General features: G+C 65.6%; 21 protein-coding genes and 2 tRNA genes. 10 read left to right on the top strand and 13 right to left on the bottom strand.

The window, feature by feature from the left end; translation table 11 throughout:
• Positions 1–2: 2 nt before the first annotated feature.
• Genes SD72_RS01510 through SD72_RS01500 form a run of 3 tightly spaced genes read right to left on the bottom strand, consistent with a single transcriptional unit; the run spans position 3 to position 1,686 of the window.
• Entirely contained in the window at positions 3–1,112 is a 1,110-nt protein-coding gene (locus SD72_RS01510) for a hypothetical protein (protein WP_042542626.1), read from the bottom strand.
• Positions 1,109–1,405, bottom strand: coding sequence for a hypothetical protein (locus SD72_RS01505; protein ID WP_042542625.1), 297 nt, complete (start codon positions 1,403–1,405; stop codon positions 1,109–1,111). Before SD72_RS01505 ends, SD72_RS01510 begins: the two co-directional genes overlap by 4 nt.
• On the bottom strand, positions 1,402–1,686 hold the full coding sequence (locus SD72_RS01500) for an SAV_915 family protein (protein WP_232299598.1): 285 nt from the start codon (positions 1,684–1,686) through the stop codon (positions 1,402–1,404). Before SD72_RS01500 ends, SD72_RS01505 begins: the two co-directional genes overlap by 4 nt.
• A gap of 245 nt (positions 1,687–1,931) precedes the next feature.
• Here SD72_RS01500 and SD72_RS01495 point away from each other — a divergent pair.
• From SD72_RS01495 to SD72_RS01485, 3 genes are all read left to right on the top strand, one after another.
• Positions 1,932–2,004, top strand: a tRNA-Arg gene (locus SD72_RS01495).
• 280 nt (positions 2,005–2,284) lie between these two features.
• Entirely contained in the window at positions 2,285–2,881 is a 597-nt protein-coding gene (locus SD72_RS01490) for an ArsR/SmtB family transcription factor (RefSeq protein ID WP_042542624.1), read from the top strand.
• Entirely contained in the window at positions 2,878–3,798 is a 921-nt protein-coding gene (locus SD72_RS01485; protein ID WP_232299597.1) for a M23 family metallopeptidase, read from the top strand. Before SD72_RS01490 ends, SD72_RS01485 begins: the two co-directional genes overlap by 4 nt.
• Before the next feature lie 46 nt (positions 3,799–3,844).
• On the opposite strand, the gene SD72_RS01480 is transcribed toward SD72_RS01485, so the two are convergent.
• The 4 genes from SD72_RS01480 to SD72_RS01465 all read right to left on the bottom strand — a co-directional run bounded on the left by SD72_RS01480 (position 3,845) and on the right by SD72_RS01465 (position 7,781).
• A complete protein-coding gene (locus tag SD72_RS01480; RefSeq protein ID WP_052492378.1) occupies positions 3,845–4,426 on the bottom strand; it encodes a DUF4352 domain-containing protein in 582 nt (193 codons plus the stop codon).
• Between the two features lie 371 nt (positions 4,427–4,797).
• The gene (locus tag SD72_RS01475; protein WP_232299596.1) at positions 4,798–6,057 is read right to left on the bottom strand and encodes a methyltransferase; all 1,260 of its coding nucleotides are present in this window, start codon (positions 6,055–6,057) and stop codon (positions 4,798–4,800) included.
• Positions 6,058–6,276: 219 nt separating this feature from the next.
• Positions 6,277–6,894: a LysE family translocator gene (locus tag SD72_RS01470; RefSeq protein ID WP_042542622.1), complete on the bottom strand. Its 618-nt coding sequence runs from the start codon at positions 6,892–6,894 to the stop codon at positions 6,277–6,279.
• A 98-nt stretch (positions 6,895–6,992) separates the two neighbouring features.
• Positions 6,993–7,781 (bottom strand): helix-turn-helix transcriptional regulator, encoded by a 789-nt coding sequence (locus tag SD72_RS01465; RefSeq protein ID WP_042542621.1) that lies wholly within the window; start codon positions 7,779–7,781, stop codon positions 6,993–6,995.
• A gap of 205 nt (positions 7,782–7,986) precedes the next feature.
• Between SD72_RS01465 and SD72_RS01460 the strand changes: the two genes are divergently transcribed.
• Positions 7,987–8,403, top strand: a complete 417-nt coding sequence (locus SD72_RS01460) for a MerR family transcriptional regulator (RefSeq protein WP_042542620.1) — start codon at positions 7,987–7,989, stop codon at positions 8,401–8,403.
• Positions 8,396–8,803: a carboxymuconolactone decarboxylase family protein gene (locus tag SD72_RS01455; RefSeq protein WP_042542619.1), complete on the top strand. Its 408-nt coding sequence runs from the start codon at positions 8,396–8,398 to the stop codon at positions 8,801–8,803. The genes SD72_RS01460 and SD72_RS01455 overlap by 8 nt, the downstream gene beginning before the upstream one ends.
• Positions 8,804–8,810: 7 nt before the next feature.
• Here the strand turns inward: SD72_RS01455 and SD72_RS01450 are convergent, their stop codons facing one another.
• On the bottom strand, positions 8,811–10,754 hold the full coding sequence (locus SD72_RS01450; protein ID WP_042542618.1) for an Ig domain-containing protein: 1,944 nt from the start codon (positions 10,752–10,754) through the stop codon (positions 8,811–8,813).
• A 163-nt stretch (positions 10,755–10,917) separates the two neighbouring features.
• Between SD72_RS01450 and SD72_RS01445 the strand changes: the two genes are divergently transcribed.
• Together SD72_RS01445 and SD72_RS01440 are read left to right on the top strand one after the other, a co-directional pair.
• On the top strand, positions 10,918–11,421 hold the full coding sequence (locus SD72_RS01445; protein WP_198141817.1) for a GNAT family N-acetyltransferase: 504 nt from the start codon (positions 10,918–10,920) through the stop codon (positions 11,419–11,421).
• A 150-nt stretch (positions 11,422–11,571) separates the two neighbouring features.
• Positions 11,572–12,639, top strand: coding sequence for an alcohol dehydrogenase catalytic domain-containing protein (locus SD72_RS01440; protein ID WP_042542617.1), 1,068 nt, complete (start codon positions 11,572–11,574; stop codon positions 12,637–12,639).
• 80 nt (positions 12,640–12,719) lie between these two features.
• On the opposite strand, the gene SD72_RS01435 is transcribed toward SD72_RS01440, so the two are convergent.
• The 4 genes from SD72_RS01435 to SD72_RS01420 form a co-directional block, all read right to left on the bottom strand.
• On the bottom strand, positions 12,720–14,807 hold the full coding sequence (locus SD72_RS01435) for a hypothetical protein (protein ID WP_042542616.1): 2,088 nt from the start codon (positions 14,805–14,807) through the stop codon (positions 12,720–12,722).
• An 8-nt stretch (positions 14,808–14,815) separates the two neighbouring features.
• Positions 14,816–16,666: an HSP90 family protein gene (locus SD72_RS01430; protein WP_042542615.1), complete on the bottom strand. Its 1,851-nt coding sequence runs from the start codon at positions 16,664–16,666 to the stop codon at positions 14,816–14,818.
• Positions 16,667–16,710: 44 nt separating this feature from the next.
• Positions 16,711–17,196 (bottom strand): YbjN domain-containing protein, encoded by a 486-nt coding sequence (locus SD72_RS01425; RefSeq protein WP_042542614.1) that lies wholly within the window; start codon positions 17,194–17,196, stop codon positions 16,711–16,713.
• Between the two features lie 66 nt (positions 17,197–17,262).
• Positions 17,263–18,462: a calcium:proton antiporter gene (locus SD72_RS01420; protein ID WP_042542613.1), complete on the bottom strand. Its 1,200-nt coding sequence runs from the start codon at positions 18,460–18,462 to the stop codon at positions 17,263–17,265.
• A gap of 170 nt (positions 18,463–18,632) precedes the next feature.
• Between SD72_RS01420 and SD72_RS01415 the strand changes: the two genes are divergently transcribed.
• Positions 18,633–19,862, top strand: coding sequence for an MFS transporter (locus tag SD72_RS01415; protein ID WP_042542612.1), 1,230 nt, complete (start codon positions 18,633–18,635; stop codon positions 19,860–19,862).
• 43 nt (positions 19,863–19,905) lie between these two features.
• Here SD72_RS01415 and def read toward each other — a convergent pair whose 3' ends face one another.
• Positions 19,906–20,472, bottom strand: coding sequence for a peptide deformylase (def, locus tag SD72_RS01410; RefSeq protein WP_042542611.1), 567 nt, complete (start codon positions 20,470–20,472; stop codon positions 19,906–19,908).
• Positions 20,473–20,535: 63 nt separating this feature from the next.
• Between def and orn the strand changes: the two genes are divergently transcribed.
• The gene (orn, locus tag SD72_RS01405; RefSeq protein ID WP_198141816.1) at positions 20,536–21,204 is read left to right on the top strand and encodes an oligoribonuclease; all 669 of its coding nucleotides are present in this window, start codon (positions 20,536–20,538) and stop codon (positions 21,202–21,204) included.
• Between the two features lie 128 nt (positions 21,205–21,332).
• Positions 21,333–21,408: transfer RNA gene (locus tag SD72_RS01400), tRNA-His, on the top strand.
• Positions 21,409–21,497: the final 89 nt, after the last annotated feature.

Below are 21,497 nucleotides of genomic sequence, written 5' to 3'. Positions count from 1 at the left end.
CCCTACTTCGCGAGCTGCGGGCCCTGCCAGAGCGAAGTCCCGTCGTATAGCCATCCGTCGATCGCCTCCCGGGTGTTGATCGGCACCGCGGATTCCCAGCCCCATCGGGCACCAGCCCCGATCGCGACGCCTCCGACAACCACGCCACCAATTACCCACCCGACGGGCCCACCAAACGCCGCAATCGTGCCGCCGACCGCGGCCCCGCCCCCTGCGCCGGCGAAAGCTTCAACGAGCACCGACGATCCCGACTCGCCGTCGGCGATCGCGCCGGCAGCAGTCACGATCTCGATGACTTTTCCGGCAACGGGAATGAGCTTCCCAGCCTTGCTGACGCTGTGAATGTCGTCGACGATACCGTTGACTGCCTGCCGCATGGCACGCGGATTCGCTTCCTCAGCCGCGGCTTTCACCGCAGGGTTGTTCGACCGCAGGCCCTTCTGAAACTTGTCCGCGTCGTCCTGCAGCGTCTGCGCGTGCTCTCGCCACTTCGTGAGCTGATCCTGCGTCAGCAGATCCGTTCCCGTGAACGTATGGGCGACGATATCGTCGTTGTCTTGCGCAAGCCCGTTGAACGCCGCGTTGAGCGGCGCAAACTTGTCAATGTCGGCGAGCAGCGGCGTCATATGCTCCGCGATCCACGCTTCGAGCTCACCCCACCACTTGCCGACCCGCTCAGACAGGTCAGTGTACGTGCGCGAGCGCGACATGAAGAGATCCCATTCGGCGTCGACACCCGGCTGGGCACACACCTGAGCGCTCGACGTCGGGCGCATAACGACTTTGCCATACACGGGCAGCCCCTGCTCGCGGCACTGAGCCAGGTAGGAGTCGAAGTCCCTAACTCCCCGCTCGAGTCGGTGGGCATAGGCGTGGAAGACCTCGGCAGCGGAGCCAAGATACGGGCTGACGGGGTTGATTCTGTCGCGCACGGTTCCCGCGGCCTCGTGAAACGCGTTCCCCGCCTCGCCGCCGAGGTACAGGTGCGAGTCGCCGGCGATGTACGCGAGCTCGAGGTCGACCTCAACGAGCGCATCCTTCGTTTGCGAGAGCCAGTCGGCAAGGGCGTGGATCGCCGATGGATCGCCCGGGATGTTCAGGTCGATGCTCATGAAGCGTCGAGGCCTTTCTCCATCTCGCGAAGTTCCTCGGCGATGCGGGTGTCAGTCGCGGTGAGGTCGTCAACGACGTCACTCGCGACAGCACTGAGCAGCCGCGCGGTGTTCGCCCCCAGGCCGGCTGCCTCGGCACCGGCTCCGGCGATAAACGAGATCATGGAACTTGCGATCCCACCGTCGGGCATCGCGGGCATCTTGCGGAGCGCAGCGTCGACCGCGTCGACGCGCTCCACCAGGGTGTTGAGCCGCAACTCCATGCCTGCTCGATCGACGTAGATTTCGTTCATCGGAGCCGGTCCGCGCTGCGCTGCGTCTCTGGCACGTCAAGGTCGAACGCGACCACGTCGAAGGGTTGTACTTCTTTCACTCGCTCGAGCTGTTCAATGGGCAGCAGCACCCAAGGCTGCTCGGCCCCGCAGCTCTTCGCGAGCCTGTCGAGCGCGGTATACGCGAGAATTCCGTAGCGGCCGTTCGAGAGCCGTCGCACAACGAATTCTTCGCCCGCCTGGTTCGTCGCGGGAACGATCGGGAGATAAAGCACCGGGGGCACTATGACGCTCTCACTCACCTGTCCCCCTCGGGTTTCCGTACCTGCCCGATGTGGGCAAGCCATCAGAATCCTATCCCCCACCCGTACTGTCCTGGATATTTTTCTGGGCCCGGCAGGTAGATTGCACTCAGGTTTCGGGGGATGGGGTCGCCACCCTGGTCCCGGCCGCTTGTACAAGACAGCGCTTCTCGTGTGCACCAATCTAGGCCACACGCGGGCGAGGCACGCAAGGGACCCGCGAGCGTAGTACTCTCGATATGTTCGCCTCCGTAGCTCAGTGGATAGAGCAACAGCCTTCTAATCTGTCGGTCGCTGGTTCGAGTCCAGCCGGGGGCACTGACACTGTTTCGACACCACCAGACCCACAGCGAATACCGACCATTCCCCGCGGCCACTCGAGTGCACCCGAGTACTCATGCTGCCCTGCAGCCTCGGGCAGCCTCGGGCGGCTTCGGCAGCCTCATGCGATCCTGGCTTCCAGCCCCTCTGGCCGCTCCGCCGCTCCTACGCCCGCCCCGCGCCCGCACGATGATCCCGACAACGCTCACGGCGCCCGCAGAAATCTTTCACCCAGATCCGCCTGTACGTTTAGTTGGATTAACGTATTATCGGAGTTGTGCAAGATACCGACGCGGCGCTCAGGCAAGAACTCACGGCGCTCGAAGCGCGCGTCGCCCGATTAGAGGGCTCGTCCCCGGATGCCCCCGAGGTGCGAAACGAGCGCAAAACCGCACGAAACCATGCCCGCGTCGACGGTGGATCCACTACCTCGGCCAAGCCCACAGACGTCACCCAAGACGACTTCTGGGCGCTGACGGGGCTGCAAGCGCAGCGTGCAGAGCACCCGACGACCGAAGACGGCATCGTGATGATCGTCGGCTCGGTCACGCTTCCCGACGGCTCACCTGTCGCCTGGCAGGAGGCGACGGCCACAGCCGACATGTTTGGTGAGGACTGGACCGGGTACGCGGCTTCTTTCGCGGCGCTCGGTCACCCCGTTCGGCTCGAGCTCATGCGGCACATCATGTCAGGCGTACACGCGACCGCAGGACTTGCCGAGATCGCGTCTCTTGGCACCACCGGGCAGCTCCATCACCACCTCAGGCAGCTCGTCGCGGCCGGTTGGGTACGACAGAGCGGCCGCGGAAGCTACGAGGTGCCGGTTGCCCGCATGGTGCCCCTACTCACGAGCATCTTGGGGGCTCAACGATGAGTGCAACTATGCGGGCAGTAGTGCTCGCGTTGTACCGCATCCGCGGGCTGCTGTTCGCCGCCGCGGCGGCGGTTCTCCTCGTTAACGTCATCGTCTTACAGTTCACACTCCCCCGATCGGCGAGCCGCTCGTGGGCCATCATCGTAGGCGCTGCGATCCTGGCGATGATCTTGTCCATGGTGCTCTCTTCCCTCGTACCGAAGCGGATCCCCGAGGCACTGCGCTCGCCCAGCACAGTTGTGCGCTCGCCTGTTGCCGGGAGGTGGTTTGCGTTGAACAGCCCGGCCACGCAGGTTCCAAGCCACGGAACGCGCGCCTTCGGCCAGGCATACGCAATCGATTTGATCCACGAACCTGCCGGATCCACACCGCCCCCATTCGGCGAGACCGCGATGCGCGCCCCTGATGAATACTCCACTTTCGGGCAACCCGTGTACGCGATGATCAATGGCACTGTCGTGCGAGCATCGGACTGGCGGCGAGACCACAGGGCCCGCTCGAATACCCTCGCGTTCTGGTATCTCACTATCGAGGGAATGCTCCGCCAGCTCGGAGGAACTGGGCTCGTTGTCGGCAACCACGTGACCATCCGCGGCGCTGACGGCGCCTACGCGGCTGTCGCGCACCTCAAGCAGGGATCGGTGGAGGTATCCGTGGGCGACCGCGTCACCGCGGGCATGACCATTGGCGCGTGCGGCAACTCGGGCAACAGCAGCGAGCCGCACGTCCACGCGCAGCTCATGGATCGGGCATCGTTCTGGACGGCGCAGGGCGTACCTATGGAGTTCGCCGGGGTTACTCTCGAGGGCCAAGCCTCAGGGGAAAACGGAGCTGGCGCGGCCGATCGCCTTGCCACCGAGCTCCCCGACAGCGCGCTCCCCGGCACCGGGCAGTACATGGTGGCGGCCCCAGGCTGACCCCCGGACTTCGAGGGCCCAGCAACGTCTTCAGCCGGGAAAATGCTTAGCGAACGGCGACGTAGACCTTGTCAGAGAGCACCTCAGCACGGACCGCGATTACACCGTCGCCGGCCGTCGCCGAAGGTACCGCGAAGGCTATGTTGCCCGTGACCGAGCCGCCTGCGTAGAGTGTCGTCATCGCGTCGAGCGAGTCAGGAGCCACGACCAGATTATCGAACGTGTTGATCGTGTTCCCCTCGGTGGACACATACTCGAACATCGCCGTGGCGAAGCTACCGTCAGGGTCATCGCCGTCGTAGGTGATGGTCGCGTTCACCAGGATGTACTCCTGCCCATCCTCAGGCGGGTCATTGAACGGATTCTCAGCCAAGATCTGTTCGGTAGCGGCGAGCGCGACGCTGTTGACCGTGACGGTCCAGTCACCCTCGATGATCGGAGTTCCCAACGGGAACGGATCCGCTCGCGTGCCTTCGGGAGAGCCTGCGTCCCCATCTGAGGCTTCAGCTTCAGTGGTTTCGGCCGCCGCCGTGTCGGCATCGGCCTCATCCTGGGAAGAATCGGAGCAGCCTGCGAGCGCGAGCAGTGATAGTGACATGGCGGCAACGGCAAGGATTCGCTTGATCATGCGAGAATTCTGACACATAAGCATTCATGCGAGACATAATTGTTATACATGTGTGCTGCTGTCATGCTTCTCGTTGAGTTCGCTCGTCAGCTGCCTCGACGCACCTTGGCACCACCGCAGCACGCCAGAGCAAACACCAAACACCAAACACGACATCCCCGCCCGCACCAATCAGTGTGGTTCACTCGGGGACGCGACCGTGGTGCTGCGCTATCGCCTCGTGTGGCTTGTCGGCCTCGCCCAAACACCAATCAGCAGGGGCGATTCAGACCCTACTCCCCCGATGGGACTGAATAACAGGCACCGGGCACAGGCACCGAGCACCGAGCACCGGGTACCAGGCACCCGAACACTACACCGGCGCCCGCGTGCTACGTGTCCACCCGCAACCGCCACAGCGAGGTGACCTCGCGCGATCGGGCGGCGTGGAGCAGGTCTTCGGTATCGCCCGCCCTGCGATGCGTTGGCACGGTGTCGAGGCGATCCACTACGGCGAGCCCGGCCTGCGCGATCGCGTCGAGCAGCATGTCGCGCGTGCGCAACCCGAGTAACTCGGCGAGGTCTGAGAGTACGAGCCAGCCCTCACCATCGTCGGTGAGGTGATCGGGCAGGCCTTGGAGGAACTGCAGCAGCATCTTGCTGCCCGGGTCATAGACCGCGGCGTCGAGCGTGCTCGCAGCGCTCCCAGGCAACCACGGCGGGTTGCAGACGATGAGCGGGGCGCGCCCAGCGGGAAACATGCTGCCGAGCTGCGCGGTCGCGACGTCGGCGATGCCGAGCCGCGCGTAGTTGTCACTCGCGCAGTCGACGGCGCGCTGATGAATATCAGTGCCGATAACGCGCTGCACGCCGCGGTTCGCGAGCACCGCCGACAGCACGCCCGTGCCGACGCCAATGTCGAACGCGAGGTCAAGACTCGGCAGCGGCGCCTGCGCGACAAGGTCGACGTACTCGTGGCGGGTCGGCAAGAAGGTTCCGTAGTGCGGGTGGATCTTTGCCCCGAGGCTCGGGACATCAACGCCGTTGAGGAACCACTGGTGCGCGCTGAGCACACCCGTGAGCTCCTGCAGGCTCACTGCGGCGAGCGCGCCAGCGCCTTCCGCAAGCTGGCCGAACGCGAACTCGACGGCGTCCCCGACGCGCGGCGCACGCGGCAGCGGCAGCACGGCGGATCCCGGGCCGGAACTGAGCTCGAGGGGCACGAGCACGAGCGAGAGCATGCGCGAGCGCTGGGCGCGAGCCTGGCGGATCCGGTAGAACTCCTCGGCGGGTGTTTCTCCGACGCGAGTAGCGGGCTTTTTCTTGCTTCCCTTCGCGAGGCGGCGGTCGATCGCGCTGAGCAGTTGCTTCGCGTTGTGGAAGTCGCCCCGCCAGAGCATCGCTGTGCCCTGCGCCGCGTAGCGCACGGCCTGGTCGGCGGTGAGCCGATCGTCGACGACGGTTACTGCTTTGGGCGCGGGGCGGTCATTCGCCGAGAGCCAGGCCGCGGTTACGGCGCGACCATCCTCGGTCCAGGTGACTGCGGCCTCTTGGCTCGGTGCGTGGGCGATAGCGGATCCATCTCGTTTGGCGGCGTTGAGCCCGGCATCGGCCGCCAGCGCTCGCGGCGGCGGCCTCCATGACTGCCGCAATTCTACCAATCGGCTAGCGCTCGGCGCTCCGGGCCACCGGGTCACCGGGCCACCGGCTCACCGGGTCACCGGGTGCACGGGGCTGCATTCGCGATGGTGTGTGCATGCAACCCGCGGGTAGAGTCGGGCTATGGAAATCGAGCAGACAGCGGTCATCCCGCCAGAGCTGAAGCGCCGCCTGCTGGGCGAGGTCTGGGATTCGATAGCTTCGCCAAAGGCCTAGCCGGCGACTCGCACGGCGAGGGTGACGAGCATCGCGCCGCCGAAGAGCACGAGCACGCCGCCCGCGAGCTTCGTGAGCCACGGCAGGATCCGCCGCATCCGATCGAGGGCCCGCCTGGTGCCGAGTGCGAGGGCAACGAACAGGTCCCACACAAGCACCACGGTGAACATCCAAAGGCCGTAGCCGAGAAGCGCCGCGGGGGCGGCGGTCGACACCGCGGCGGCGAGGCTCACGTAGAACAGCGCGTTCTTCGGGTTGAGCAGCCCCGAGGCGAGGCCGAGCCCAAAGTTCTTCGCCCACGTTGCGCCCGCGGGCCGCGGGCCGCCGTCGAGGGAGACCGCTGCAGGCGACCGGAAGAACGCGACGCCCATGACGATGAGGAACACCCCGCCTGCGAGCTGGATCACCGCGAGCAGCGCCGGCTGCGAGATCGCGGACATCCCGGAGAACGCTGCGGCGATGAAGATCCCGTTCGCCGCGGCGATGCCGGCGCACGCCCCCGTCGCGTTCTTCCAGCCGCCCGTGGTCGTGGCGCGGACGATGAGGAAGAAATCGACGCCGGGGATGAGCAGGGCGACGAAATGTGCGGCAGCGACTGCAACGAACTGTTCCATGTGCGGCCGCGCTTCTCTCCCGATAGTCCGCGGCCGCCTGCCAGCCGCTGCCTCAAGTATCGAGATCCGCGCGGGCCTGGTCTTGTACGTTCTTGCGTTCAGCCCCTGTACGCACCCGGCGATGCCGCGACGTGAGCGCGGAACACCCGGTGGAAGTGGCTCTGGTCGGTGAAGCCGAGCTCGTGCGCTGTCTCAGCGATGGGAGTGCCAGCGCGGAGCAGGTGGCGGGCGCGAACGATGCGTGCGTTCTGGCGCCACGCGAGCGGGGTGAGCCCGGTGGCCGTCCCCATCGCGCGCACGAGCTGGTATTTCGTCATTCCGATCTGCCACGCGAGGTCGTCAAGAAGCGGGTTCGCGGTGTCACGCTGCAGTCGGTCGATTGCGGGGGCGAGGCGATCAAGCAGCTCGGGGTCTCGCTCGCGCGTGAAGCGCTGGTGGATCGGCGCCCTTCGCAATGCGGCGAGCACGCCGCGCAGCCCGTGTTCTATGCGTTCCGGCGGCGCACCGGTGAAGAGCAGTTCAGTCCACCCCGTCACTGTTGCGCGTAACTCGGGCTGACGCCAGACGGTGATGGCGTTGAACAGCTCGTCCCCACGGCGTTCCGGCGTGAGCGTTGCAGCCCAGCTCTCATCGATGTGGATCATTTCATACTGCCACCTGCCGTCGTCCGGGTTGCAGGCGTGCGCGTGCCCGGCGGGGATCGCGATGGTGTCCCCCGGCTGCAGCTGAACGGGGCCGTGTGGTGTCGCGCGAAAGCGAGAGGTTCCAGCTTCAATGACGCCGAGCGAAAAAGTGTCGTGGGTGTGGCTGCGGTAGCAGGAGTTTTCCTGGCACGACCGCCTGGCCTCAAGCTGCGGCATCGCAGCGTTGCGCCAGAACTCCGTCATTTCCTGCTCCCGTTTCGTGGTCGGCGCGCGGGGCCGGAGGGGATCCGCGCGTGCGGCGCGCACTGCCAGGGCATGGCGGGGGCCGGGCTTCGCCCGCTGGCTCGTCGCAGTGGGCCCACCGCAGTAAGCGCGGACGCTGGTTTGAGTATCGCACGCCAGACGGTGGGCTGGACTGCGAGCGCACTCGAAGTTGTAGTGTGGCCGCATGGATCAGACAGAGGCAGTGGACAGCGGCTATTCCGTGGCAGAAATGGCGAAGATCTCTGGTGTCAGCGCGCACACGCTGCGCTACTACGAGCGCGCCGGACTGATCCAGCGTGTCACGCGAACCGGCGGAAACCGGCGCAGCTACGGCGCCGGTGAGATCGAGTGGATCAGTTTCCTCCTCCGGCTCAGGTCGACCGGAATGTCGATCGCCACGATGCGCCAGTATGCGCTCCTGCGTGCTGAAGGGGACGGAACCTTGGCTGCGCGGTTGGCACTACTGCGGCGCCATGAGGAAGCCCTCGCTGCCAATATCGAGCAGCTGCGGCTGAATCAGGGCGTGCTTCGCACCAAGATTTCCACCTATGAGCGGCAGATCGCCGCGCGCGATGGCAACGAGAGGACACCACATGAATAACACCAACAGCTCGGTCCGAGAGCAGCGCTTCGCAACAGGCAAGGCGGTTCTCGACACGATCGATGGCGACGCCGGACAGCGCGTGCTTGACTCGCTCGCTGATATTGCGCCCGAGCTCGCGCACCAGGTCGTTGCGCACGCGTTCGGCGATATCTATAGTCGCCCAGAGCTCGACCACCGCCAGCGGCAGCTTGTGACGCTCGGCGCGCTCACTGCTATTGGCGGCTGCGAGCCTCAGCTTGACGTGCACATCAACGCGGCACTCAACGTCGGCCTCACTCCTGACGAGATCGTTGAGGCGTTCCTTCACACCTCCGTGTATGCAGGGTTTCCTAGAGCTCTCAATGCCGTGCTCGTCGCGAAACGGGTGTTCGCGGAGCGCGGTGTCAGCGTGTCGTGACCGGCGGCTACTTGCCCGAACGGAACACCGTTCGCCTGCTGAGCGTGGCCCACAGCCCGGCCCCGAGGAGCAGGGCGCCGAGCGCGAGCCCCGCTGCCGAGCCGCTTCCGCCGGTTTCCGGGAGCGGGCCAGGCGAGCCGGGGAGCGTCCCGGGGGGATCGGGCGATACGACGGGCGGATCGGGCACAACGGCACGCTCCACCACCACAAGCTTGTAGTCTTTCGAGTCTGAGCCAGCCTCGTTCGTCGCGGTGACCGTGAGCGTATAGGTTCCAGCTGTTGTCGGTGTGCCGGAAAGCTTCCCTGTCTCCGGATCGAACGTGAGCCCTGGTGGCGGACCGTCAATCGGGCCGTTCGGCCCGGTAACGGTGAGTGTCCACCGAATCGGTTCGTCGCCAGTCGCGGTGAACCGCACTTCGTCGTACGCCGTTCCCACGGTGCCGTTTGAGAGTTGTTGCGGATCGGTAATCGTTGGCGGCGTGAGCTCGACCTCATCCGCGCACAGCGACACCGCCGAGGTCTCGCCGCGCTGGGCCCAGAAATCGTCGAGCCAGCGTGCGCGTACCTGCGTCCCGTCCGCGTGAGCGGCAGTTTCAACGCCGCTCAGCGTTGTGCCGGTTTCCCCTGCAAGGTCGACCCACTCCCCGGCTCCACCCTCACGGATCTGCCACTGCACACCGCTGATCATGACGTCCTTGTTCGCGCCAGTGAACTCACTCTTGATGCCCGCGACTGTGACGCTGTAGTCAGCGGTTTCACACTGCTGAGTTGGTGCGGAGACGGTAGGCCTGTCCACAACCGTAATCGTGCTCCCCGGGGAGCTCGACCACCCGCGGTTGGCGGCATACAGCGCACCCGTTTTCAGGTTGGGGACCACCTCAGTTGCCTCCCCAGTCTGCCGGTAGGAAGGACTGCGCACTTTACCTTCGAGATCCGTGGCGAGGAGCATTTCCCATTCGATCGAGACGCCGTATACGCGCTGGTGGTCTGGCGGCACAAATTCTGGGTACTCGTCGTATCCTGAACGCTCCGCGAACACGCCCGCCATCAGTTCCCCAATAGCGTGTGTGTAGATGGTCACCGGCTCTGTTCCCGAGGCGATGTCGACTGTGCCAACGCTTGCGCCTCCGGCGAAGAACACCTGTGAACCGATCTGATCGATGTCATCGATGACGCTCAGCCGCTCTGTGCCGCGGCTCGTTACCGGCCCAAGGAATCCCTGATCCGTGAACGCGGCAATCCCCGTCTTCCCCCCGTCCGTCCTCGGGCCGATAGCCATGAAGTCGTCCGTTACTGGGTCAATTCCTGCTGCGGTGAACGACACGGGCAGGTCCGGTTTCACGTTGTCCAAGAGCTGCGTGCCGGAGGAGTTGAAGCGGTAGAGTCTGCCGTCAGGAGACGCGCCGAAGACGCCAGCGTCCGTCGCGACGATTTCGTTGAGCGACCCCTGACCAATGGAAACGAGACGCGCTGCGGCTGGCTCCGTGCGATCACGGTCGATTGCCACGACTCCGCCGTCGAAGCCGTCTTCCACGGCGACGATCACCGTCTCCTCGTCAGCGCTGAGAGTCAAGAACGTCGGTTTCAGCTTCGGTTTACCGAGCGCTCCGGCAAGGTCGACCGTCTCGACGGTCCGTTCTGCCCCCGGCGTGAGGTCAACGACGAACACGGCCCCAACATGCGCTCCAGTAACGAAGGCGGTGGTCCCGTCAGCGGTGACCGCGATGTCGAATGGCATTACGCCTTCTCCGAGCGGTATTTCGCGCGCCGTTACCGAGTCGAACTGTCTGTCTGCGGAGCCAGGGAGCGGCTCCGGTTTCTCCATGGTGGGCGTCGGGTCGACGTCGATGGGCGGCTCAAGGGGAACCGCGTTCGCGGCAACCGGCGTCGCGATCAGCGCGAGCGCGGCGAACGCCGCCGTGATGCTTGCGCGGAAATCAGGTCGGACCATCGTCGCTCCCCCTCGAGACTCATCAATATGCTGTCTGTAGCCTATGTGCGCTCGTCGCCGCTGTCGAGCTTTATTCCGGCGCATGACGCGCGACAACCGCGGCTCGGGTACTCGAGTGCTTCCTTGCCTCCACTTCCAACGATTCTCCTGATACGTTCGGAACATGGCAACGGAGCTAGGGGTAAGAGCGACTGGTGGCGGTGCGTCCGCCCGGCGAATGACGCGCGATGACTGGGTGTGGATCCAGCGGTGGTTCACGGACGAAACTCTCGAGCGCGAACTCGGCCCGCTCGATCTCGATTGGCTCGCGCATGCGCTCACGAGCCCGGACGGTGTGCAGCTCGTCATCGAGGCACCCCACCCGAGTTCGGGAAAGGTTGCCCCCATCGCACTCGTCGGCGTGGTGTGGGCAGGCACGGATGGTGCTCACGCAATCACGGACCTCGCAATCGACCCAGCTCGTCGCGGCTTCGGGCTCGGCCGTGTGGCGATCGCCGCGACCATAGCGTGGCCCAACCACCCGCCTGCTCGTTCATGGTTCGCATTCGTAGACAGGGAAAACGCTGCGGCCCGCGCGTTCTTTACCGCGATCGGGTGGACCTACGAGGGCCTCGAAGGTGAGGGCGATGAGGCAATGCACCGATTCGCCACGGAGACGAGCACGTAGCCAAGAGAGCTGAGGTGTGCGCCTGCCCTTCGAACTGTCCAGAGCACGCCAAGGGAAGCTATCAGCCTATCGATCAGAGCTGAGAGCCGGGACATCCCAAGTCCATAGGGTGGAGGTGTCCACAAGACACGATACGCAGGAGGAAACGTGATGAGAGCAGCTCGCTACTACGGCAAGACCGACGTTCGCATCGAGGAGATCGACGAGCCAACGGTAACACCGGGAACCGTCAAGATCGCCCCAGCATTTAATGGGATCTGCGGGAGCGATCTCCACCTCTATCACGACGGGCCTATGGCGCCCGGCCCGACCGATTCTGAACCGCACCCCATCTCTGGCGAGACCCTCCCCGTCGTGTTCGGACACGAGTTCTCTGGCGTCGTCGAGGAAGTTGGCGAGGGCGTGACCGGGATCGCTGTCGGCGACCATGTCGCCGTTGAACCGCTCATGGTCTGCGGAGTGTGCCACGCCTGCAAGGCTGGCAAGTACAACCTGTGCGAGAAGATGGGCTTCATCGGCATTTCGGGCCTCGGCGGAGGACTGTCCGAGCACATCGTTGTTGAAGCACGCTGGGTGCATCAGGTGGGCGCGATGCCGCTCGACCAGGCGGCACTCATCGAGCCGCTCGCCGTATCGCTGCACGCGGTCCGTCACGCTGGCGCCGATTCCGCCAAGGGCGAGTTCGCGGTCGTCGGCGGCGCAGGGCCGATCGGCCTACTCACCGCTGCGGTGCTCCGCGCGTACGGCCTGAAGACGATCGTCAGCGAGGTCTCCCCCGAACGTCGCGCCAAGGCGAAGGACACCGGAGTCGCAGACATCGTGGTCGATCCCTCCGCGGAGAACCTCGCCGATGTCGTCCGTGAGGCGACCGGCGGTGCAATGGCCGCGTTCGCATTCGACGCAGCCGGTGTGAGTGTCGTGCTCGATCAGCTGTTCGCGTCGCTCGGCGCAGACGGCCGCCTCGAGGTCATCGCATTGCACCAGAAGCCGTACGAGCTCAACGTCACCGGCCAGCTCACCATGCAGGACAGGGTGCTCGGTTCAGCTATCGGCTACGCAAACGCCCACCCCGAGGCTATCCGTCTCGTGAACGAAGGCCTGGTAGACCTTGCCCCGTTCATCACAAGCAAGATCACGGTCGACAACATCGTGAAGGATGGCTACGAGAAGCTGCTGAACGACCGCAGCGAAGTGAAGATTCTCGTGTCGATGAGCTAGCGCTCCGGCTGGCGCACCAACAGGGAGCATGCTCCCTGTTGGTGCGCCAGCCGCATTCCCGCCAGACTCGCGGTTCGGTGTCAGCCGCCAGTCAGCTCAGAAACGAGCTGCTCGGCCCGCTCGGCCTGCCCCGTCTGCCTGAGGAGCTCGATGAGCTCGCCCGCGACGAGCAGCCGCTCCTTGCGCTGCTTCGCCGCGGTGAACCCCTCGAATGCTGACTCGAGACCCCACACAGCCGCCTCGGTATCGCCACGGTCCACGTGCACTTTCCCCGCAAGCCAGAACGCATGCGACGCGTCAGCGAGCATCCCGAGTTGGGCGAACTCTTCCCCGGCGCGCAACGCTTCGGCGGCCGCCCGCCCACTGTCGAGGTCCTGGCCGAACACCCCACCCCGTGTTGCCGCGAGCGCGCGGGCAAGCGTGTCGCGCAGCGTCGCTCGCTCAACGAGCCACTCCTGCCGCCGCCGCTCGGCAAGCTCATCTGAGAGCCCCGTCGCGTCAAAGTCTCCGTGCGCAGCAAGCGCAGCCGCTGTCGCCGTGATCTGCGGCTCAGGGTCGTTCATGCGCGCTGCCACTGGCGCCCACGCAGCGAGCACCGCCGCGAGGGTGCCGGCATCCGCGCCGCCTGAGGCGAGCAGCGGCACCGCGCTAGCGAAGCACTCGTGTGCGCGCACCTCGTCCTGGTGAAGCGCTGCGCACTGTCCTGCTTCAGCGGCGGCGAGGCCGGCGCGTTCGATCCACCCGTCGGATTCAAGCGCTGCGGCTGCGCTCACATAGTCACGCACTGCTGCCGCATAGTCCTTGCGCGCTGCCGCTTCTTCGGCTCTCGCGAGCAGCCCTTCAGCGTCGACGACCGGCTCGCCATCGCCTGCACCAGAGGCCGCCGGTGCGGCACCGCGTTCAGTGAGCTTGTCCCAGAGTTTGCCGAGCACAGAACCGCGACCAGCCTGGCCCGTCGACCCATTGACGGCGTTGGGTGCTGCGTCCGGGTGGGTTGCAGCCGCACCGTTCCGAGCGGTTCCCGAGCCCGCGGCCGATTGTGCGCTCTCGGCCCCCAGCTCGGCCGGAACCGACTCAGGCGCGGGCTCAGGCACGGGCTCGAGCGGCTGAGGAGCGAGGGTCGCACCGAGCGACCGGTTAAGCAGCTCCGCGTAGTAGTGAGAATCCGAGCGCGCATCGAGCGCCCTCGCGTGGTCACCCGCCCGCCGCGTCGCCCATGCGTGCAGCTCGGCAACGGTGGCATCGCTGCTCGTGCCCTCGAGCACAATCCCGGTGCCGAGATCGCCGCGATCAAGGTTCGCGGAAAGCCCCGCGATGAGCCCGAGCAAGAAGCGCAGATGCTGCAGCGGAGACGAGGCCTCGGTGACGAGTTCCCGGTAGTCCCCGCGCAATTCCCTGAGCGCCCGCTCGATCTGGCCGCCTCGAGCGAGCAGTTCGAAGCTCTGCCCGCGGGACGCAGCGAGGTCACGGTTCGCGCTAGTCTCGCTCGCTGCGGCCTGCCTGTGGAGTTGGAGGGCGGCAGCAGAGTCACCGGTGAGCAACGCCGCGAGCGCGGTCGCATGAAACGTCTTCGCTGGCTCGATATTGCACTTGCCGTCCTGCGTGAGTCCGAGCGCGAGGGCCTCGTCGAACCGCCCCTGCTCGACGAAGAAATCTGTCTGCCTGCCGATGACGCAGGCGCGGCAATCGTCGAACACGTCGCGCTGGTTCGTTACCCACGCTGTCCTCGCGTCTTCCGCACCGGGCGAGCCCGACTGCCAGGCCCAGCCGAAGCGCGCGGCGCGCACCGCTGACAGCCCGCTTCCCTGCAGCTCAAACCGGCGTTGCATGTCGTCGAGGAACGCCTCAGCTTGTGCCCTCGTGATCTGCGGGTAATCGGCAAGGTCGCCGGCAACCCATTTGAACTCCCAGAACAGGTTGTGTTCGTCGCTCTCGTCAAACAGTTCGGGGCTCGCATCCCACAGCCTGAGTGCGCGGGCAAACGTGACGAACGACTTCGCGCCTTCGCCGCCAAAGGTGTACGCCTCGACGAGATCAAGCAGCGCCTCGGCGAGGTGCTCACGCGGCCCCTCAGCATCGATCTTGCGCGCGACGGCCTCCGCAGCTGCTGTGCGGGCCGTACCGTATGGCATGTGCCGGATATTGTGGAGCTGTTCCGCGACAGACATAGCGTTCCTCAGGAGTCGGAGTTCGGGAGTTCGGTTGATGGGCTCGGGCTCTCGAGCGCGGCGCCGAGCAGCACACCGAGCGAGTCCGACAGCGCTGCCGACTCAGCCGAGCGCAGCCCCTCACCCGCGAGCATCACCGCCGAGAGGTAGAGCGAGCGCAGTCCAGCGTCGAAGATCTCGCCTCCTGGAGCCGCGAGGAGCCGGCGCGCGACCGGCGAGCGGTCGTTGAGCACGAGCGTACGCGTGCGCACGTGTGTGTCCCCCGCGAACGAGTCCAGCAGCCCGTCCCAAAGATCCGGGGCCTCGCTGCGTTCCCTGTCAAGGTCACGTCGGTGCTCCCCCTCTGAGTCGCGCAGCAGGACGGCAGGCACGCTCTCCGGTTCGAAGGATCGGAGGATCGCGTCGCAGTCGGCCTCGGCGAGGACGCCCCGCGCCGTGCTCAGTGCGCCGGCAGCGGCCATCTCACGTTCAATGCCCGGCATTCCGAGCACCTGCACGAGGTCGGCGGAAGACAGCTCGCGCACCCGCCAGCCAGGCAGGGCGGCGAGCTTCGCCAGCAGGTCAGCGTCGTACACGTAGCCGGCGTTCACGACAACGAGGCCCTGCGCGCGCGCAACGGCGGCAACCCGGTGGAACGCTTCGGTCGTCGACGTGTAGACGAGTTCGCCCTGCTCGGCGACTGCTGCGAGCGTCATCGGCCCGTCGCTCGTCTCGAACGGGAGCACTTCCGACACGAGCGAAAGCATCGCTGAGTCTGTGAGGGCGAGGGCGCGCAGCGCAAGGTGATGCGTCTCGAGCACCTTGCGTGCGAGCTGGCTTGGCTGGCGGAGCGTGTCGAGCGCCCAGCGCTTGACCTGCTCTCCGAGCGCCTCACGCACGCCAAGCAGGATCTCGTCGTCGTGGAGCTGTTCGCGCGAGGCCGTCGGCGAGAGAGTGTCGCTGTCGATGACCGCCCGCGTAAAGAAGGACCACTCGGGAAGCACGCGGTCGGAGCGGGAGCTGAGCAGCATGCGCTTCATGTAGACCCGGTGCTGGCCGGAACCCGGGGTCACCGCCTGCGGCAGAATAAATGCGACACCGCTCACACCGGCGACCGGCAGGTCGAGGTCGATATGACCGAGCGGGGTGAACCCGAACGTGCGCTCGCAGTACTCCGCGAGGGCGCGCGAGCGCGCCGATCCGCTCGGATATGCGATACGCCAGGGCAGCTCCGGTTCGGTGATCCGCCGCCACACGTCAGTGCCGCCGTCGACGGGGACGAGCATCGCGACGTCAAACGGGAGCAGGGACCCGTACTCGCGGGCGAGCTCGAGCACCGTCTCGTTGGCGAGCCAGTGGGCGGCGTCGCGCCTGGCGGTCAGCCGCACGGTCGTCCCGACCGGGATCTCCGCATCAGTGTGCGCGAGCTCGGTGACGTCGAAGGTGCCGTCGGCTCGCCCCTCCCACCGGATTGGCACAGCCCCGGGTTTCGCGGAGCGCGAGGTGAACTCGATCTGTTCGGCAACCATGAACGCTGCGAGCATGCCAATGCCGAACTGCCCGATAAACTCTGCGCGCCCCGCCCCGAGCACACTGTCGCGCTTGGAGGAACGCCCAATCGTCGCGAGCAGTTCGGTCGCCTCGTCAGCTGTGAGCCCGACGCCGGTATCTGCGACCTCGAGTGTGGCGGCACCGGCAGCATCACTGCCGGTGCGCAGGCGGATCGTTGACGGCGCCGCCGGGTCCAGGGCAGCGCGCGCCGTGACAGCGTCGACGGCGTTTTGAATGAGCTCGCGAAGATACACCTGCGGACCTGAATACAGGTGCCGCGAGAGCAGATCGACCATGCCTGAGAGGTCGACTTGGAAACGTTCGGACACTGGGTTCCTATGCTCGTGCTTGGCTGGATGTACTGCGGCGGAACCTACTCCGTCGGCTTTGCCTTCTCCCAGGCCTCAGGGAACAGCTCGTTCATGCGCTCGAAGCCCGACATGCTCGTGTTCACCACGCAGAGCAGATGCTGCGACAGCTGCTCGTCAGTGAGACCGTGCTCGTAGTCAACATTGAGTTCCGCGTTGATGCGGACAGCGCCCGTGTCATCGCGCGCAACGTACATCTTTGGCCACAACTTGTCGCGGTTCCACTCGTTGACCGCTTCGAGCGCCTGGGTGTATTCGGCCTCGCCGAGCACCCCGCGCCAGAATCCGCGCACGCAGAGCAGCTCGTCGTTGTCACCGTTCACAAAGAAGAAGAACGAGCCGTATTCCCAGCCGCCGCCGATATCGCCATCGGAGTCAACGTTGTATGACCAGCCCGCCTGCTCAAGCGCATGCTTGATGCGATCCTTCGAGAGGGGCTTGAGGGCTCCCCCCGCTGCCGGAACAGGTGCGTCTTTCGTGAAAAAACCCATGCTTCGCATTCCCTTCAAGTCGGTGTATCCAGTCTACGAGTTCCCGCCGACCTTTCACGTTTTCGACTACTGGAAGACGGTGATGCCGTAGAGAACAAACACAAACAGGTGCGCTGCGCCGTGCAATGCCGTGACTCTCCGACCGAAGAAGGTGGTGAGGGTAAGCAACAGCGATACCCCGAGCAGCAGCAGGTTCGTAGCGCCCTCACCAAGGGTGACGGTCTGCCCGGTGAGCAGGCCGATGGTGAGCACCGCGGGGATCGTGAGACCAACGGTCGACACGAGTGCGCCGTGGCAGAGGTTACTCACTCGCTGAATCTCCCCTGCGAGCGCCGCACGGATCGCGGTAATCGTCTCGGGCAGGAAGACGATCATGGCGATGATGATCCCCGAAAGCGCCACCGGCGCACCGAGACGGTCGAGTCCGTCATCCAGCAGCGCTGCCATGTCATGCGAGAGCAGCACGATCGGCACGACCATGGCGACGAGCAACAAGCCACGTGCGATGAGTTCCGGCTTGTGATTCGCCAGCGCGTCGGCCAGTTGACTCGTCTGGGCGTCCGGCGTGAGTTGCTCCGCGCCCAGCTGAGGGTTGGCAGGGACACCCGTTAGCGCGGCGCCAGCCCGTTGGTCGGCCACCGCAACAACCTCCTGGAAGTCTGCGCGCTGCGCCCCCATCTGACGCGCAAGGAAGAACGCATAGAGCACGACGGTGAGCGCAATAATCGGGATGGCCTGCGCGGGCGTGTACGCCCCGTCATCCCCGATCAGCGCCGGGAGCGCGAAGGCCACGGTGATCAGTGCAACGAGCAGCGACAGGTACGCCGAGACGCCGCTCTTATTGGGCCGCATGTCGCGGTGTTTGAAGCCGCCAACGAGGAGCGCTGTTCCGATGACGAGGTTCAGGATAATCATCGCGACCGCCATCACCGAGTCGCGCGCGATCGTCGCGTGCTCCCCCGGCCCCAGCATCACAGCGGAAATGAGGATGACTTCGATGAGCACGATCGAGAGCGTGAGCACCAGCGTGCCATACGGATCCCCGAGCTTCTCGGCGAGGTGCTCGGCTTCGGTGACGACACCTGACGCCGCGGCCAGAATCACCGCGACAATAGCCGCGAGCACGGTGAACAGCACGGGAGTAGACAGCGCACCGTTCAGAGCGCCTCCCGCGACGGTGAGCGCCACGAAGCTGCCCCAACCCAGAACAAGCTTGATGATTGCCGAGCGCGTGAACACGCTCTTGATGACGGATGTGGTGGACATATGTTTGCCCCTCTGCGAGGCCGTCCCCACTCAGCACGCAGCCACCGGGTCGTCCCAGTGGCACTGTCACTGCCAATTATAGCGCTTTGCGCTTCATTTGGCACTCTAGCCGGGGGTCTATCCATGGGAGACAGCCGGGGCGGGCGCTGCTCCAGCGGTAGACTGATTCGGTGCCCAAACAGCCAGCAACACCGCCCGCGAATACGCCGCAGCGGGTTCGGTTGCCGTTCGAAGTGTGGGCGCTTGTCGCCGGCGGCTTCACCGTCGCGCTCGGCTACGGTGTCGTTGCCCCGGCGATCCCGCAGTTCGCGCTTGAGTTCAACGTCAGCGCCTTCGCCGCCTCGGCGATTGTCAGCGCGTTCGCGCTCATGCGGCTCGTCGGCGCCCCGCTCGCGGGGTGGATCGTTGGGCGATTTGGCGAGCGCGCGACGTACACAACGGGCCTACTCGTCGTCGCGGCTTCGACGGGGGCTGCCGCCTTCGCGATGAACTATCCGCAGTTCCTCGTGCTCCGCGGCCTCGGCGGCCTGGGATCTGCGATGTTCAGCGTTGCGGCGACCGCGCTGCTCGTCGAAGCGAGCCCGCCGCAGGGCCGCGCCAGGGTCGCAAGCATCAACGCGGCAAGCTTCCTGCTCGGTGGCCTGCTCGGCCCGGTGCTCGGCGGCATCGTCGCGAGCTACGGGCTCCGAGCACCATTCATCTTCTACTTTTTCACACTGGTCGCTGCCGCGATCGTCGTCACCATCGCCCTGCGAAGCAAGCACGCGCTGCCGCAGCGAGCACCGGGGTCGCGTGTCGTCGGTGAAGAGATCAGCCTGCGCGAGGCGCTGCGCATGCCTACCTTCCGCACGCTGCTGTTCTCCGCGTTCTCATTCGGGTGGACGTCGTTCGGCGTACGGGTCTCACTCATTCCGATCTTCATCGCTGTCGTGTTCTCCGGCGACGCCCCTACCGCGGCGTGGGTGCTCGCAGCGTATGCCGCAGGCAATGCACTCTTCATCTTCCCGTCAGGGCGTTGGAGCGACACGATCGGGCGGGCGCCGATCCTCATCACCGGTTTCGTGTTGCTCGCGGCAGCATTCGCCGCGTTCCCCTTCTCGGGCTCACTCATCATCGCCATGGCGGTGATGGTGCTCGCCGGCGTTGGCTCAGCCCTCGCGAACCCTGGACACCAGGCGGTGCTCGCCGACGTGATGGGCAAGCGCAGGGGCGGCATGGTCGTTTCCAGCTACTCGATGGCCTCCGACCTCGGAGGCGTGCTCGGTCCGCTCGTGGCGGGCGCCATCGTCGATTTCGCCGGATTCGGCTGGGCGTTTGGGGTGACCGCGGGGCTGCTGTGCGCAGCCGCGCTCGCCTGGACCGCGACCGCGAAGCAGACCGAGGCGCTCAGCAGGGCGTAGCTGCGCGCAGCTGCGAGTCGTTGCGCGCAGCTACGCGCAGAACCTACTCGCCCTCGAGGTCGTCCACCCCTGGGAGCCAGCTCAGGCCAGGAACGCCCCAGCCGCGCTTGCGCGCGATCTTCTGCGCAGCACGGTTCTCGGGGTGCACGAGACGGTCAACGTAGAGCAGCCCGTCGAGGTGGTCGTACTCGTGCTGCATGATGCGCGCGAACCAGCCACTCGCTTCGATCTCAAACGGTTTGCCGTCGATGTCTTGTGCACGCAGCAGTGCGCGGGGCGATCGGCGCAGCGCGAAGCGCTCACCGGGGAATGAGAGACATCCCTCGACCTCGTCGTCTTCTGGCAGGCCAGGCTCGAGCGGCGCGATCCACAGTTCAGGGTTGATCGCAACGCCCTCGGCCGGTGCCTCGTCCTGGTCCTCATACATCCACACGAACAGGCGCTGCCCAATGCCGACCTGCGGGGCCGCGAGGCCAACGCCGGGGGCTGCAACGGTCGTCTCGAACATGTCGTCTACGAGCGTGCGCAACTTCGCATCGAACTCGGTGACGGGAGCAGCCTTGCGGTGCAGCACGGGCTCGCCACAGATGGTGATTGGGAGAATAGCCATGACGGCAAGCCTACCGGCGCGGATAGACTGGGCCTGACCGTATCCCCGCTCAAAGGAGTCATCTTGTCGAACGCCCCCGCAGAACAGATCGTCTGGATCGACTGCGAAATGACCGGGCTTGACACCGATAACGACGGGCTGTGTGAGATCGCCGTGATCGTCACTGACTTCGACCTGAAGCCACTCGACTCCGGTTTCGATATTGTCATCAACCCTGGCGAGGCCGCAATGGCGCACATGAACGATTTCGTGCGCAACATGCACGAGACCTCCGGGCTGCTCCCCCGCATCGCGGCTGGCGTGACTCCGGCCGATGCTGAGGCGCAGGTGATCGAATACATCAACCGCTTCGTGCCAGAGGGCCGCCGCCCGCTGGTAGCTGGAAACACGATCGGTATGGACCGCCGCTTCGTTGCGAAGTACATGCCAACGCTTGAGGAACGGCTGCACTACCGCTCGATCGACGTGTCCACCATCAAGGAGCTCTCGCGCCGCTGGTATTCGAGCGCGTACTACGCAGCACCAGACAAGCGCGGCGGCCACCGGGCCCTCGCAGACATCGCAGAGTCCATCCAGGAGCTCGCCTACTTCCGCGGCACCGTGCTCGTTGATGGCAAGGGGCCAGACTCGAAGACGTCGAAGAAGATCGCGGGCGCAGTGAGCGAACAGTACGCGCCGCTCATCGACGCCGAGCCAGCGGCACAGGACACCACAGCTTCACCAACGGCATAGCCGAGTGCGTGCTGGGACCCGCATCCAGCACGCAGACATGCCGTGATTCATCCCGCGAATTGGCAACGCGCACGAGCGTGGGATATGCTTGTCAGGTTGCCAAGTGAGCTTGCTCGCTCGGTCGCATGGTGGCTATAGCTCAGTCGGTAGAGCACCGGCTTGTGGTGCCGGTGGTCGCGGGTTCAAGTCCCGTTAGCCACCCCAAGTAATCGAGGCCCACACTCGCTCGGAGAAATCCCAGCGAGTGTGGGCCTCGGTCGTTTCCCCGAGCAGCCCAGCACGCACTGTCGCCC

Source organism: Leucobacter komagatae, from assembly GCF_000834055.1.
Classification (GTDB): domain Bacteria; phylum Actinomycetota; class Actinomycetes; order Actinomycetales; family Microbacteriaceae; genus Leucobacter; species Leucobacter komagatae_A.
This window is presented reverse-complemented; position numbering and strand designations above follow the sequence as displayed.